The organism is Cyanobium sp. ATX 6F1 (assembly GCF_024346315.1).
Classification (GTDB): Bacteria; Cyanobacteriota; Cyanobacteriia; order PCC-6307; family Cyanobiaceae; genus ATX-6F1.
Window position 1 is genome coordinate 91,383 of record NZ_JAGQCS010000009.1, and the last position, 13,567, is coordinate 104,949.

Below are 13,567 nucleotides of genomic sequence, written 5' to 3' on the forward strand. Positions count from 1 at the left end.
GGCCGACGGGCCCTGCCCCGGAGCCCTGATCAACCCGCCCCAGGCCAGACACGCCCGCCAGTCCCTTCTCCCATAGCCCCCTCGTCATCCGCCCCCTTCTCTGAACCAGCCGTGGCCACCCGTACCGCTCCCAGCTCCCGTCCAGCCAAATCCGCCCGCGCCGCCAAGGCCAGCCCGAACAGCGCCCCGCAACGGCAAGCCGAGCGCAGCGACGTGCTCGTTTCCGCGGTGATCAGCACCTACTTGCTCACCCATCTCCACCACGTGCTGCAGCGCTCAGAATTCGCCGCCCAGCAGGAGGGTCGCTCCTCCCTGGCCGCCAACTACGCCCAGCTGCGCAAGGTGCTCTGCCTCGATGCCCGCACCATGGAGGATGCCTCCGCCACTGGGGAGGACGAGCAGGAGGATCTGGAGGCGGCCTGAGGCGAGGAGAACGCACCCGAGCAGGCAAGGAGATCCGCCCGCTGGGCCAGGCTCTGATCACGATCGTCCAAAGGCTGCGGGCACGAACGGCCAAGCCTGCATAGGGTCGCTTCAGTCCCAGCCGCTGCCATGGCCGATTCCGCCGCCGCCGAGCTCTACGACCTGATCCGCCAGGACAGCGAACTCACCCGCTCCCTTTTCCGTCAGGCCCTCCAGGACCCCAGCGGCACCGTGAAACGGATCCGCCAACTGGGCCAGGAGCGGGGCCTCGAGCTCACTGACGACACCATCCGCCAGTTCATCGCCTCCCTTGACGACGACGCCAGCAAGCAGTGGCTGGTGAAGGCCCGCGGCGGACTCTGAAGCCGTTCAGGGCTGGGGAGCAGAAGTTGGCGCTGGGGCGGACTCCGGCAGCGCTGGCCGCTGGGGGCTTGGCTGACTCAGCGATGGTGCAGGCACCGGCATCCCCCTGGGCTTGCTGTCATCGCGCTTGGCCCAGCTGAAGAAGAGCCAGTAGCTCACGATCGCCAGGCCCGCCGCGATCACCACTGCCGCCACCTGCTCCAGACGCTTGACCATGGGCGGGCGGTTGCAGGGAGCTGGTGAATCGAGTTTGCCGAATCGCGTCGTCCTGACCGCCAGGAGCACTGAACACATCCGTGATGCAACGTTGGGGCGACAGGTTCGTGCCGCCCCAGCGGCAGCGCCCACTCCGGCGAACGGTGATGATGGCCTTACACCAGGTTCCCCACCGTCACCGTGCTCCGTCTTGAACGCGTTTCAAAGATTTACCCCACGGGCGAGGCGTTGCGCGATGTCACCTGGGAGGTCAAAGGCGGTGATCGGATCGGGCTGGTGGGCGTCAACGGCGCCGGCAAGTCCACCCAGATGCGCATCATTGCCGGCCTGGAGGAACCCACCACCGGCCAGGTGGTCAAACAAGGCGATCCCCGGATCGCCTACCTGCAGCAGGAGTTCGATGTGGACCTCGAACGCACGGTGCGCGAGGAGTTGTTCCAGGCCTTCGGCGAGGCCGCCACTGTGCTGATCCGCCAGCACCAGGTGGAAAAGGAAATGGCCAGCGAGCAGGCGGCCAGCGATCCCGACCACCTTGATGAACTGATCCACGAACTGGGGCGCCTGCACAGCCGCTTCGAGGCGCTGCACGGCTATGAGCTCGATGCCCGCATCGACAAGCTTCTGCCCGCGATCGGCTTCAGCCCCGAGGGGGCCGAACGGCCCGTGGGCGACTACTCCGGCGGCTGGCAGATGCGCATCGCCCTGGGCAAGATCCTGCTGCAACAACCCGATCTGCTGCTGCTGGACGAGCCCACCAACCACCTGGACGTGGAAACGATCCAGTGGCTGGAGGGCTACTTGACCAGCCAGACGATCCCTCTGGTGGTGATCAGCCACGACCGCGCCTTCCTCGATCGGGTCTGCAACCAGATCGTTGAAACCGAGCGCGGGGTCTCCCGCACCTACCTGGGCAACTACAGCCAGCACCTGGAGCAGAAGGCCCTGGAGCGCGAAGCCAGCCAGGCGGCCTTCGAGCGCCAGCAGAAAGAGCTCAGCACCCAGCAGGCCTACATCGACCGCTTCCGGGCCAGCGCCACCCGCAGCACCCAGGCCAAGAGCCGCGAGAAATTGCTGGAGAAAGTGGAGCGCATCGAAGCGCCGATCGAGGCCGTCGGTGGGCCCCGCTTCCAGTTCCCACCAGCGCCCCGCTGCGGCCGTCAGGTGGCGGTGTTCGAAAAGCTCACCCACAGCTATGACGACAAGATCCTTTTCCTGGAGGCGGATCTGGAGGTGGAGCGCGGCGATCGGATCGCCTTCGTGGGCCCCAACGGCGCCGGCAAATCCACCCTGCTGCGGCTGGTGATGGGCGGCGAATCCCCAGATGACGGCAGCGCCCGCCTGGGGGAGCACAACGTGATCGCCAGCTACTTCGAGCAGAACCAGGCCGAAGCCCTGGATCTTGACAAGACCGTGATCGACACCCTGTTCGAGGCGGTGCCCGACTGGACCCAGACCCAGGTGCGCTCACTGCTGGGCAGCTTCGGCTTCAGCAACGACTCGGTGTTTAAAGCGGCAGGCAAGCTCTCCGGGGGCGAAAAGGCCCGCCTGGCACTGGCCCTGATGCTGCTGAGCCCCTGCAACCTGCTGGTGCTGGATGAACCCACCAACCACCTGGACATCCCCGCCAAGCAGATGCTTGAAGACGCGCTGATGGCCTACGAGGGGGCTGCCCTGCTGGTCTCCCACGACCGCTACTTCATCGCACGAGTGGCCAACAAGATCGTCGAGCTGCGCGACGGCGAACTGGTGCTCTACCGCGGCGACTACGCCTACTACCAGGAGAAGAAGGAAGAGGAGGCCGCCGAGCGGCAGGAGCTCGCGGCAGCCCGTGCCCGGGAGGCCAAGAAAGCCAGCAACCAGCAGAAACAGAAGGCCCGCTCGGGGGCGGGACGCACGGCGGCCTGAACCTTCCTTCCAGCTAGGCAAATCTGCTCTATGAAGGAAAACTCATTTCGTGGGTGCACCCTCAAAGGTGTGCATAACCTGACAGTACCCCCCGCTTCGGGATTGATGACTTTCCCCATCGGTGATTACACCTCCTCCAAGCCCCAGGACCTGGAGGGCGCCGGCGACTATCAGCCTCACCACCACCGCACCAGGGAAGCCGCCGAAACCTATTTCGAGTGCATCACCACCTGCTCCCTGGATGACGGCGAATGCGTGACTATGTGCGTGGAGGAACTGCGGCAAGTGAGCTGAACCACCAGGTCAAGGGAGAGCGCCTCCCAAGGCACGCCCGTCCGGTGCGGAGGCGCTGACAGCCAGCGGGTAGCTCTGTGGCATTGGATACGCGCCGACCCGAAACACTTCGTAGCATTGGTTCAGTCCAACGCCCCGTCGTGACCTCGCCATGTCCGATCAACTCGCCCTCAGCATTGGCCAGCAGTTCGAACTGGAGCGCATGAATCGGGTGATCGATTCCACTGGTGATCCGCAGATGCTGCAGGGACTGGCCAAGCAGTTGCTCCAAGCCTGGCAAAGCCAGAAGGCGGCCACCCAATGGATCATGCGTCAACAGCTAGCCACCCCCTCGAGTTTCTCGATCGATGCCTTCAAGGGGATTGAGCTCATGGGGGCCGACCCATCGAATCCAGCCGCTCCCCCTGCCGGTGCCATGGACGTGCTTTAACGGCCCAGTTGAGCTGATAGCTCCGTCGGGGTCACCCGCAGTTGCAGTGGGGTCCCCGCTCGGATCAAGTCCAGTTGCATCGGACGGCCCACGCCGTTCTGCTCCACTGCTGTGATCAGCTGGGGAGGACCCGCCAGGGGCTTTCCCTCCACAGCCACGATCACATCACCCCGGCGCACTCCCGCCTGCTCGGCAGGACTTCCCGGGCTCACCGACATCACCACGGCACCACGGCTGGCCCCCTGACCTTCACCCGGTCTCACCGCATCAAGGCCCACACCGATCATGGCGTGGCTCACGCGGCCAGTGGCCAACAGCTGGCTCACGATGGTGCGGGCACGGTTGATCGGGATCGCGAATCCCAGGCCGGCCCCCGGGCCAGAGCGCACCAGGGTGTTGATGCCCACCACCTCGCCATCGGCGTTGAGCAGCGGGCCGCCGGAATTACCAGGGTTGATGGCGGCGTCGGTCTGGATCAGATCCAGCCGCTTATCAGTGATCCCCAGCTTGCTGACGTTGCGGTTGAGGTTGCTGATGATCCCCAGAGTCACCGTGTTATCGAGGCCGTAGGGGTTGCCGACGGCAATGGCCCAATCCCCCACCTGCAGGGCATCGGAATTGCCTAGGGGAGCCACCGGCCAGGGCCCTGCTCCCATTAACCGCACCACCGCCATGTCGGTGACAGGGTCAAGGCCCACCACCTTGCCTTCCACCCGGCGACCGTCCTTGAGCCCGACGGTCACCCGGCTGCCCTTTTCGACCACGTGGGCGTTGGTGAGGATCAAGCCCTCGGCCTGAAAGATCACACCGCTGCCCTGGCCGCGCTCCGTGCGCTGGGAGGGGGGCTGGGCCTGGGGCATCCCAAAGAACTGACGGAACATCGGGTCCATCAGCAGTCCCTGGGGCAGGCCCGATCCACCGCGGCTGACCACCGTGCGCTCGGTGTCGATCGTGACCACTGCCGGCCCGGTGCGGCGCACCGCCTCGGCCACAAACGACTGCTTGGAGATCCCAGAGAGAGCGCCACCTGCGGCCTCGGCGCCCAAGGGGGGCATCAGCAGCGGGGTGGCCGAACTCAGCAGCAGAACGGAGAGCAATGGAACGGCCCGATGGGGCCGGCAGGAAAGCCTCGGCATGCAACCGCACGGACGTGTCATTCAGACGCTAAGAAGCGTTGGCGGTCCTTGAACAGCTGCGAGAGGGCCGAGATGTGACCGAATGCGCGGATCGCCCCTGGCCGAGGCGGCGGCCAGGCCGCAAGAGGCCTTTTGTAGGCTTAAGCTTAATGAAGTTCTGTGTCAACCGATGAACACTGACCATCTACTGCTGGCTTTTCTCGCCTTCGGTGCGGCCTGCAGCACCCTCTGGGCCTGGACCTACGCCCAAAATTCCCCATCTCGGCAATGATGGACTGACCACGGCGTCCTGGTCCCTCAGCTTTGCTTCGCCATGAGCCCCGTTCTCTCCCAACTGCTTCCCCTGGCCTACGCCGCCTGTGTCCTGGTGCTGCTTTATCAGGCCTTCAAGGTGATGGGCCAGGGCTACAAGGCGATCCCCCGGCCGGGTGATGCAGGCGCAGTCTCCTCGGTCAACACACCAACGGGATCGGGCGGCTCCGACCGCACCGGCCGTCTCACCATTCACCCTGAATTGCTTGACTCCGACGGTCAGATCACCCAGGACGATCTGCTGACCGTGCGTTTCAGCGGCGACAACGAACAGACCGCCCTGCCCCGGGACCCCGCCTGAATACCCTGGGACGGGTCCGTGAACTGGTACAACCGGTGCGTGCCCGAGATAACCGGTAGAGGCTTCATCGTTGGACCAGAGAACAAGAATCGTGGCGGCCGTCCTGGGGGGCTTGAAGCTTCCACCCCGCTTCCGCTTGCACCTGATCAAGGAGGATCCGGTGCGCCTTGAACTGAGCATCACCCCGGCCTATGGCAAGGATCCGATCCTGGTCGGGCTGGTGGAATCGCAGGATCTGGTGGCCCGCCGCGACCGGGAAGGCCGGATCCCCCGCGATCTCCAGGGCACCTGGGACTGGACCGTGCGCCACGGAAAGGTGACCACCGGTGGCTGGAACCCCTACCTCAAAGAAGCCCTGCAGACGATGTTTGAAACCGGCCTGCCGGCCATCGTCTACGAGGAAACCACTGGCGAGGCCTACCACCCGGTCGACGGTGCCCGCCACGTGCGCTGAAGGCGATTGGTGCCCATGGCCACCGCTGAGCCTTGCCAGGGGAGCTACAAAGGAGAGACGATCATCTTCAGGATTTCTTCATGTTTTCCCTGAAACTCTCCTTCGGGCCCCTGGTCCAACTTCTGGCCGCTCTGGGGGTGCTCAGCACCCTGCTGGTGGCCTTCACGATCGGCGCCCTCGGCTGAAACGCCAGCCCCACCAGGGGTGCGGTCGATGAGCCTGCCCCGGTGGGCTGAGACCCTTCCGATCGATCCCCTGCTCGGCCGCATCGTCGCCGCCCTGCCCGCCGGGGGAACGCTGCTGCTCCAGGCTCCCCCGGGCGCCGGCAAGACCACCCGGGTGGCCCTGGCCCTGCTGGAGCACCTGGATCGCTTCCCGAACGAAGGCGACGGGGCGGGCCTGATCCTGATGCTCGAACCCCGGCGCCTGGCCGCCAAGGCCGCCGCCGAGCGCCTGGCCGCCAACCTCGGGGAGACGGTCGGAGAGCGGGTGGGCTACCGGGTGCGGCTGGAGCAACGGGTCTCCGCCGCCACCCGGATCGAGGTGCTCACCGATGGCCTGTTCCTGCGGCGGTTGCAGGGCGACCCCGCCCTCGAAGGGGTGGCCTGTGTGCTCTTCGATGAGTTCCACGAACGTCGGGCCGAGGCCGATCTGGCCCTGGCGCTGTTGCGGGAGGCCCGCTCCGTGCTGGCCCCGCAGCTGCGCCTGGGGGTGATGTCCGCCACCTTGAATCTGCAGCCCCTGGCCGCCCAGCTGCCTGAGGCGGCGGTGATCACCAGTGAGGGCCGCTGCTACCCGGTGGCCATCAGCCACCAACCGCCGCGGGAGCGGGAGACCCTGGCCCGGCAGGTGATCAGGGCCCTGGAGCAGCACTGGCTCAGCGATCGCTGCGCCGGTGACACCGTTCTGGTGTTTCTCCCCGGTCAACGGGAGATTCGTCAGTGCCAGGACGCCCTCGAGGCCTGCCCCTGGGCCACCGAGCTGGCAATCGCCCCCCTGCATGGCCACCTGCCCCTGGCCGCCCAGCAACGGGCGATCTCACCGGCGCCCAGGGCCAACGGCAAGGTGGTGCTGGCCACGGCCATCGCCGAAAGCTCCCTGACGATCGAGGGGGTGACCCTGGTGATCGACAGCGGCCTCAGTCGCCGCAGCCGCTTCAGCCCCCGCACCGGCATGGATGGCCTGGTGACGCTGCCCTCCAGCGCCGCCAGCGCCGAGCAGCGCGCCGGCCGGGCTGGACGACTCGGCCCCGGCCGCTGCATCCGCCTCTGGTCACCGGCGGAGCAGCAGCGCCGACCCGCCTTCGATCCCCCCGAGCTGCTGGAGTGCGACCCGGCGCCCCTGGTGCTGCAGCTGGCCCAGTGGGGGGCTGGGCTGGGAAGCGAGCTGCCGTGGTTGGAGCCACCCCCGCTCGCCAGTCTCTTGAGGGGCCAGACCCTGCTGCGCCAACTGGGGGCCCTGGATGGGGGAGCGGCCCTGAACGCCCATGGCCGGGCTCTCGCCCGACTCGGCCTGCACCCGCGCCTGGGCCACCTGCTGCTGCGCGCCGCCCGACTGGGCTGCCCGGAGCTGGGCTGTGAGCTGGCCGTGCTGCTCAGCGAACGGGATCCCCTTGATCCACGGCAGGCGGGCTGCGACCTGATCCGGCGCCTGGACTGGCTGCGCCAGGGGGGACGTGATCCCCAGCGGTGGCAACTGCTGGAGCTGCAACGGCAACTGCGGCGCCAGCTGGATCAGGCCATCCCTGCCCAGACGGCAAACGCCGGCGGCCCCGAAGCCGAGCTCGGCCCGGAGGCCGAGGTCAGCGCCGAGCTGGTGGCCTGGGCCTACCCGGAGCGGGTGGCGATCGCCCGCGGGGCGGGCTCCAACCGCTACCTGATGCGCAGCGGCCAGGGGGCCCTGCTCCATCCCAGCGATCCCCTGCTGGGCTGCCCAGCCCTGGCGGTCGCTGGCCTGGAGGCGGGCAGCGCCAGCGGCGGAATGGCGAACGTTCCCGCCGGGGCCGGCTCGGAAGCACGGATTCTCGCCGCCCTGCCCCTGCCGGCGGCGGTCCTGGAGCGGCTGAGCACCGAAGCGGGCGAGGAGGTGAGGAGCGTCAGCTGGGACCCGGCAGAGGGACGGGTGCGTGGCCTGGTCGAGCAACGGCTCGGAGCCCTGCGGCTGGGCAGCCGGCCCTGGAGTGATCCACCGGAGTCTGCGGTCAGCGCCTGCCTGCTCGATGCTTTGAGGAATGGCAGTCTGCAGCTCCTCCCCTGGACGCCCGCACGGCGGCAACTGCAGCACCGGCTGGTGCTGGCCCATCGGCACCTGGGCCCCCCCTGGCCCGACCGCAGCGATGGCGCCCTGGCCGCCGACCTCGACGGCTGGCTGGGGGAGCAAATGCTGGGGCTGCGATCCCTGGCGGAGCTGGCGGCGATCGACCTGGGGGAGGTCCTCTGGAGCGGCATGCCCTGGAGCTTGCGCTCCGAACTGGACCGGCGGCTGCCGGAGCAGGTGGCGATCCCCACCGGTCGCCTCGCCCGCCTCGACTACAGCTCCGGCGAACCCGTTCTGGCCGTGAAGCTGCAGGAGCTGTTCGGCCTCAAGGAAGGTCCCAGGGTGCTGGGGGGCCAGCTGCCGGTGACCGTGCAACTGCTCTCCCCCGCCGGCCGGCCCGTGCAGATCACCCAGGATCTGGCAGGCTTCTGGCAGGGCAGTTACGCCCAGGTGCGGCAGGAACTTCGGGGCCGCTACCCCAAGCATCCCTGGCCCGAGGATCCGCTCAACGCCACCCCCACCGCCTTCACGAAGCGGAAGGCGGCCAACTCACCCCCCTGAGCAGGTGGCCAAAGCCGAAGTGGGTGAGCCCTTCGGCAATGCCGGCGCAACCCTCGCCCCGGGCCAGGTAGGTGGCCGGCAACCGCGACAGGTGGGATCGCAGGGCCGCTTCGGCGTTGGCCACCATCACTCCCTTGAGGCCCGTTTCGAACATGGCCAGATCGTTTAGCGTGTCACCGGCTGTGACCACCCGATCGCTATCCACCTCCAACCAGCCCAGCAGCGCCTTCAACGTGGTGCCCTTGTTCACGCCCGCAGGGAGCACATCCAGGTAGCGCCCATCCGAGAGCAGGCAATCGACCCCTTCGGCCTCGAGGCGGGGGATCAGGCGGTGGTCCAGGCGCGCTGGATCGTAGAAGTAGGCCAGACGACGGTTGTGACTCTGGGGCTGGGCGACCAGTCCGGGCTGACCGTGCAGCAAGGGGCCCAGGCGCTCAGGCAGGCCCCGCCAGCGCCGGTCGATCGGCTCCACCGCCAGGGGGACCGGGCGCAGGCTCGCCCCACAGGCCACGGTGCAACCCACATCGCTGATCACCAGATGGGGGGCCAGCAGGCCCAGGGGCCTGTCCTGTTCCAGCACCCGGGCCACCGAGGCCAGGTCCCGGCCGGTGCAGAACAGGTGCAACACCCGATGGCGTTCGCGGCCGAGCCACCCGTAGAAGCCTCGGCGCCAGGCCGTCGAGCCCGCCAGCAGGGTGCCATCGAGATCCGTGACCAAGACCAGCTCAGGGGCGGCGGGCAGGGTGACCGCCAGTTGCTGCTGGAGCAGCCGGCGACGGACAGCGGGGACCAGAGCCGACAGACGCAGGAGATGGCTTCAGGCTAGGAACCTTTTTTCATTGGATCCCTTCTCCCAGGGGGCAGCCTGTCCCCCTGGCGCTCTGGCTTCGTGCAACTGCAGCAACCACGCAGACCAGCTCTGACTCCAGGCTGCCCCGCTTTTGATCGGACAACCTCGCCCGGCAACCAGCCCACCCCCCGACCATCCATCAGAGTGGCTGGGACCCAGAGGATTCGATCCAGCCTTGGCACGCTTCCACGCCAAGAACCGCCGCGACGCTTCTCGCCAGCTGAGCAGCGCCATGGTGATCGGCACGATCGGGGCCGTCAACATCGCTCACCCCATCGGCCGTGCGGTCTTGGTGATCGCCTGCGCCATCAGCCTCTATTGGTGGTCCTGCTACCGGCACCTTGAGCACTGAGCCCGCGACGTCGATGGAGTCCAGTTGGACCGATGGGGCCTCCCAGGGCCTCGCCAGCGACGCGGCTCTGATCAGCACCGGGACCAGCCGCAGGGATGGGCTGCCTCGCTACAGCGTGGCGAGCTTCAACCAGGCGATCGGCAACCTGCTGGAGCGGGGCTTCGCCCCCCGTTTCCTGATCGACGCCACCGTGTCCCGGCCCCAGCTCAAGAAGGGCCACCTGTGGATGACCCTGGTGGACGGGGAGGCCTCCGTGAGCGCCGTGGTCTGGGCCTCCCAGCTCACGCGATTGACCTTCCGGCCCGAAGAGGGCGACGGGGTGGTGGTGGTGGGCAAGCTCAACTTCTGGGCCGCCCGGGCTTCCCTGGCCGTGCATGTTCTGGATGTGCGACCCAGTCTCAGCAGCGTGCTGCGTCAGTTCGAGCGCACCCTGGAGCGGCTGGCCCCCGAGGGGCTGTTCGAGCCCGAGCGCAAGCGCCCGCTGCCGGAGGCCCCCCGGGCGATCGCGCTGCTCACCGGCGTTCCCAGTTCCGCCCTCGCCGACATGCTGCGCACGGCAGCCGAGCGCTGGCCCGCCACCCGCCTGGTGGTGGTGCCCATACCCGTCCAGGGAGCGGTCGAGGCCAGGATCTGCGCGACCCTTGCTGGTCTGCTGGAGCAGGCTGAGATCCTTGGGTTGGAGGCGATCGTGCTGGCCCGGGGAGGCGGCAGCCGTGAAGACCTGGCGGTGTTCGATGGCGAATCCCTGGCCCGCCTGCTGGCCCATTGCCCGCTGCCGGTGGTGACCGGCCTGGGCCACGAAGACGACACCACCATTGCCGATCTGGTGGCGGACTACCGAGCCGCCACCCCCACCGCCGCCATCGTCGCCCTGCTGCCCGATCGCCCGGCGGCCCTGCAGCGGATCCAGCAAGAGCGGCGGCAGCTGCACAGCCTGCTGCGCCTGAGACTGGAGGGAATCGCCCGTCTCGATCACGACCGTCGCCAGCAGCTCCAGCTCTGGCAGCCCTCCCGGGCCCTGGAGGCCCGCCGCCGCGAACTGGCACAACGCCGCCATCTACTGGAGGCCCTCTCGCCGGAACGGTTGCTGAGCAAAGGGTTTTGCCTGCTGCGCCAATCAAACGGCAAGCTGGTGCGCTCCGTCGAACAGCTGGCCCCAGGCAATGCGATCGAAGCCCAGGTGGCTGATGGCCGCGCCGAGGCCCTGGTCACGGCGGTGCATTCAACGGCCCATCTCCCCCCTCCAGCGCCCAGCTCCGCATCGACCCCATGAGTGCCAGCGAACCCGCCCCGACGAAAAAGCCCCGGTCCAAGGCCGGCGTGAGCACGGTTGTGCCGGGGAGTCCCCCTGGGGCAACCAACGACTGGGCCAGGGCCATCGCTGGCCTCAGCTACCACCAGGCCCGCACCGCCATGGATCTGGCCATCGCCCAGCTGCAGTCGGACGACCTGGAGGTCGAGCAGATGGTTGACCTCTACCGCCGGGCCCTGGCCTACGGCGAACGCTGCGAGCAGGTGCTGGCGGCGGTGGAGCAGGAGGTCCTCCAGCTCGACCCAGAAACCCTCACCCCAGTCCATTCGGCGGACGCCCTGTTATGACCAACACCATCGAGCCGAGGCCGTTGAACGCGCCAAGACCCTGGGTGGCCTGGATCTACCTCGCTCTGGCGGTGGCTGGTGCCATCCTTCCCTGGATGGCCAACCTGGAATTCATGCGTCAGTACGGCGCAGTCTTCGACCTGGGGTTGTTCGTGCGGTTGGCCAATGCCAACCCCGCCGCCCAATCCCTGTCCCGGGATCTGCTGATCGGCTCGACGGCCGTGCTGCTCTGGATCGTGGTGGAAAGCCGCCGCCTGGGCATGCGTGGCCTCTGGTTGGTGCTGCTTTGCACCGTGACGGTGGCTTTTGCCTGCGGGGCGCCCCTGTTCCTGTTTCTACGGGAGCGGCGGCTGCTTGAGCTCAGCCGTCTGAGTGGGGATCCAGCACCGTTTGAGCCACCACATCAATCGTGACGTCGGTGGGGTCGATCGCCTCCGCTGACGCAGGAGAGCCGCTCTGGGTGGCTCCGCCGAGGGACGTTCCACAGGCAGGACATTGCTCCGTACCAAGGCTGGAGAGACCACAGGCTGGGCAGGTGCGCAGGCGGCTCTGGAGAACCTTCCAGGCGATCACACCAACGCCCGCCAGCAGCAAGGGCAACAGCAGCAGGGTGAGGGTGAGACCGCCGAGGAGATCGAGCAGGAGTCGCCCGGCGGGACCTGGAGCCAGCACCAGCAGACCCAGCAGCAACACCCACAACCCGGGGAAAGGACGCTGCATCAGCGACGGAAGCGCTGGTCCGTCTCCATCCAGCGCTCGAGAGCGGCCAAGGCCTCGATGCCGGCCCAGCCGCACAGAAGCGCTCCCACCAACAGAGCAGCCGTCAGCCCGACGGCCACCAGCACCGGCACCAAGGTGAACGTCAGGAAGGCCAGCAACACAACGGCGCCGACACCGGCGCAGAGCAGAGCCAGGCTCGCAGGCAGGGGACGCAGGGAAAGGCTTGGTTTGCCCACTCGTTCACCACAGATGTGTTCATCCTGCTCCCTGGTTCAGCCGATGGCCCTCGCCGTGGGGTGTGGATGGCCCCCCAGTCGCTCGACCACTGATCACAACGCTGAGGGCCAGGCCGTAATAAAGAATCACCCCCACCAGCCAAACCCACAGGGTCAACACCAGCACGCCACCGATCACGCCGTAGGCCTGGAAACGGGAACCCAGCGACACGAGGCTTCGGCCCAGGGCCACGTTCAAGAGCGTGAGGCTGAGGCCGATCAGCAGCGCGCCTGGGATCAGCGGACCCATCGGCACCCTTCGAGAAGGCAACAACCGCAACAGGGCATAGGCCAGCAGGCAGGAGATCACAGCGGAGATCAACCGATCAAGCGCATCTGAAACAGGAAAGAACAGCAACAACGATCCGGGCACCCACTCCGCCATAGCAGCGCGCCAGGAGGACGGATCGAGCATGCGAATGCTGGTGGTGAGCTGATCCAGCACCATGAACACAGCCACGAAGAACACCAGTGCGAAGGCCTCGATGCGAACACGCAGAAAATGTGCAACGGAGACCTGCCAGCTCACCAGCTGCGGAGCGCTGGTGCGCAGTCCCCAAAGCCGATCTGCCCCTCGCTGAAGGGTGAGGTAAGCGTTGCTTGCTGTGAGCAGAAGAAAGACCAGACCGACGATTCCGGCGCCCGTACCCTGGCGATACAACTTATCCAGGGAAAGTCGCACGAAGGGCTCCGCAGAATCAGGAAGAATCGTTGAAGCCGATTCAAGAATTCTTTCCGTCAATCCATCATCACGACCAAGGATGCGACTGGCTATCGACACCACAATGAGCAGGATCGGGAATAAAGATTGCAGGCTGTGATACGCGAAAGCTGCGCTCAGATCTACGCAATCGTTTCGATCCCACAAGCGATAGGCTCGCCAGAACACCCTCAACAGGCGACGAGGAATCCCCCTTCGCCTCAAAGGACCTTGGTGCTCCAACGTCGCATCAAGCCAAGATGACTTGACTTTAGAGCGACCTCGAGCGGTAGCAGAATCTCCAGACACAAGAAAGCCACCCCTTCGGGTGGCCTTCTCTCCATCTCACTCGCGCCACTCACTCCTCTCGGATGATCGGCAGCTTGAGCTGATGGTATTGGATGAAAGTTTTACCTGGCA

At 66.9% G+C, this 13,567-nt stretch carries 18 protein-coding genes; 12 read left to right on the plus strand and 6 right to left on the minus strand.

Translation table 11 applies throughout. The features are described 5' to 3' along the window. Positions 1-111 precede the first annotated feature (111 nt). Together KBZ13_RS13190 and KBZ13_RS13195 are read left to right on the plus strand one after the other, a co-directional pair. Complete coding sequence (locus KBZ13_RS13190; RefSeq protein WP_255009849.1) at positions 112-423, plus strand: hypothetical protein; 312 nt, start codon at positions 112-114, stop codon at positions 421-423. A gap of 129 nt (positions 424-552) precedes the next feature. After that, a complete protein-coding gene (locus KBZ13_RS13195) occupies positions 553-786 on the plus strand; it encodes a hypothetical protein (RefSeq protein WP_255009851.1) in 234 nt (77 codons plus the stop codon). Positions 787-792: 6 nt separating this feature from the next. Here KBZ13_RS13195 and KBZ13_RS13200 read toward each other — a convergent pair whose 3' ends face one another. Then, positions 793-1,002, minus strand: coding sequence for a hypothetical protein (locus tag KBZ13_RS13200; protein ID WP_255009852.1), 210 nt, complete (start codon positions 1,000-1,002; stop codon positions 793-795). 180 nt (positions 1,003-1,182) lie between these two features. On the opposite strand from KBZ13_RS13200, the gene KBZ13_RS13205 reads away from it, so the two are divergent. From KBZ13_RS13205 to KBZ13_RS13215, 3 genes are all read left to right on the plus strand, one after another. After that, complete coding sequence (locus KBZ13_RS13205) at positions 1,183-2,907, plus strand: ABC-F family ATP-binding cassette domain-containing protein (protein WP_255009854.1); 1,725 nt, start codon at positions 1,183-1,185, stop codon at positions 2,905-2,907. Positions 2,908-3,012: 105 nt separating this feature from the next. After that, positions 3,013-3,201: a hypothetical protein gene (locus KBZ13_RS13210; RefSeq protein ID WP_255009856.1), complete on the plus strand. Its 189-nt coding sequence runs from the start codon at positions 3,013-3,015 to the stop codon at positions 3,199-3,201. Positions 3,202-3,352: 151 nt separating this feature from the next. Further along, the gene (locus tag KBZ13_RS13215) at positions 3,353-3,631 is read left to right on the plus strand and encodes a hypothetical protein (RefSeq protein ID WP_255009858.1); all 279 of its coding nucleotides are present in this window, start codon (positions 3,353-3,355) and stop codon (positions 3,629-3,631) included. Here the strand turns inward: KBZ13_RS13215 and KBZ13_RS13220 are convergent. Beyond that, complete coding sequence (locus tag KBZ13_RS13220) at positions 3,628-4,767, minus strand: trypsin-like peptidase domain-containing protein (RefSeq protein WP_409995661.1); 1,140 nt, start codon at positions 4,765-4,767, stop codon at positions 3,628-3,630. The two genes, KBZ13_RS13215 and KBZ13_RS13220, sit on opposite strands and share 4 nt — an antisense overlap. A 313-nt stretch (positions 4,768-5,080) precedes the next feature. On the opposite strand from KBZ13_RS13220, the gene KBZ13_RS13225 reads away from it, so the two are divergent. The 3 genes from KBZ13_RS13225 to hrpB all read left to right on the plus strand — a co-directional run bounded on the left by KBZ13_RS13225 (position 5,081) and on the right by hrpB (position 8,651). After that, positions 5,081-5,380 (plus strand): DUF2973 domain-containing protein, encoded by a 300-nt coding sequence (locus tag KBZ13_RS13225; protein ID WP_255009859.1) that lies wholly within the window; start codon positions 5,081-5,083, stop codon positions 5,378-5,380. 70 nt (positions 5,381-5,450) lie between these two features. Next, positions 5,451-5,834, plus strand: a complete 384-nt coding sequence (locus KBZ13_RS13230) for a hypothetical protein (protein ID WP_255009861.1) — start codon at positions 5,451-5,453, stop codon at positions 5,832-5,834. A gap of 213 nt (positions 5,835-6,047) precedes the next feature. Further along, positions 6,048-8,651, plus strand: a complete 2,604-nt coding sequence (gene hrpB / locus KBZ13_RS13235; RefSeq protein WP_255009862.1) for an ATP-dependent helicase HrpB — start codon at positions 6,048-6,050, stop codon at positions 8,649-8,651. Here hrpB and KBZ13_RS13240 read toward each other — a convergent pair. After that, positions 8,617-9,369 (minus strand): HAD family hydrolase, encoded by a 753-nt coding sequence (locus KBZ13_RS13240; RefSeq protein ID WP_255009863.1) that lies wholly within the window; start codon positions 9,367-9,369, stop codon positions 8,617-8,619. The two genes, hrpB and KBZ13_RS13240, sit on opposite strands and share 35 nt — an antisense overlap. Positions 9,370-9,676: 307 nt before the next feature. On the opposite strand from KBZ13_RS13240, the gene KBZ13_RS13245 reads away from it, so the two are divergent. From KBZ13_RS13245 to KBZ13_RS13260, 4 genes are read left to right on the plus strand one after another with little or no spacing between them, the layout of a single operon-like run. Next, a complete protein-coding gene (locus KBZ13_RS13245) occupies positions 9,677-9,853 on the plus strand; it encodes a hypothetical protein (protein WP_255009865.1) in 177 nt (58 codons plus the stop codon). A 13-nt stretch (positions 9,854-9,866) separates the two neighbouring features. Next, entirely contained in the window at positions 9,867-11,126 is a 1,260-nt protein-coding gene (gene xseA, locus KBZ13_RS13250) for an exodeoxyribonuclease VII large subunit (protein WP_255009867.1), read from the plus strand. Then, the gene (gene xseB, locus KBZ13_RS13255) at positions 11,123-11,452 is read left to right on the plus strand and encodes an exodeoxyribonuclease VII small subunit (protein ID WP_255009869.1); all 330 of its coding nucleotides are present in this window, start codon (positions 11,123-11,125) and stop codon (positions 11,450-11,452) included. The genes xseA and xseB overlap by 4 nt, the downstream gene beginning before the upstream one ends. Beyond that, entirely contained in the window at positions 11,449-11,865 is a 417-nt protein-coding gene (locus KBZ13_RS13260; RefSeq protein ID WP_255009870.1) for a DUF2834 domain-containing protein, read from the plus strand. Before xseB ends, KBZ13_RS13260 begins: the two co-directional genes overlap by 4 nt. Here KBZ13_RS13260 and KBZ13_RS13265 read toward each other — a convergent pair. The 3 genes from KBZ13_RS13265 to KBZ13_RS13275 are packed head-to-tail and all read right to left on the minus strand — an operon-like array spanning position 11,813 to position 13,456. Beyond that, positions 11,813-12,172: a hypothetical protein gene (locus tag KBZ13_RS13265; protein WP_255009872.1), complete on the minus strand. Its 360-nt coding sequence runs from the start codon at positions 12,170-12,172 to the stop codon at positions 11,813-11,815. The genes KBZ13_RS13260 and KBZ13_RS13265 overlap by 53 nt on opposite strands. After that, the gene (locus KBZ13_RS13270; protein WP_255009874.1) at positions 12,172-12,408 is read right to left on the minus strand and encodes a glypican; all 237 of its coding nucleotides are present in this window, start codon (positions 12,406-12,408) and stop codon (positions 12,172-12,174) included. Before KBZ13_RS13270 ends, KBZ13_RS13265 begins: the two co-directional genes overlap by 1 nt. A gap of 19 nt (positions 12,409-12,427) precedes the next feature. Beyond that, the gene (locus KBZ13_RS13275; protein ID WP_315859639.1) at positions 12,428-13,456 is read right to left on the minus strand and encodes a YihY/virulence factor BrkB family protein; all 1,029 of its coding nucleotides are present in this window, start codon (positions 13,454-13,456) and stop codon (positions 12,428-12,430) included. Positions 13,457-13,567: the final 111 nt, after the last annotated feature.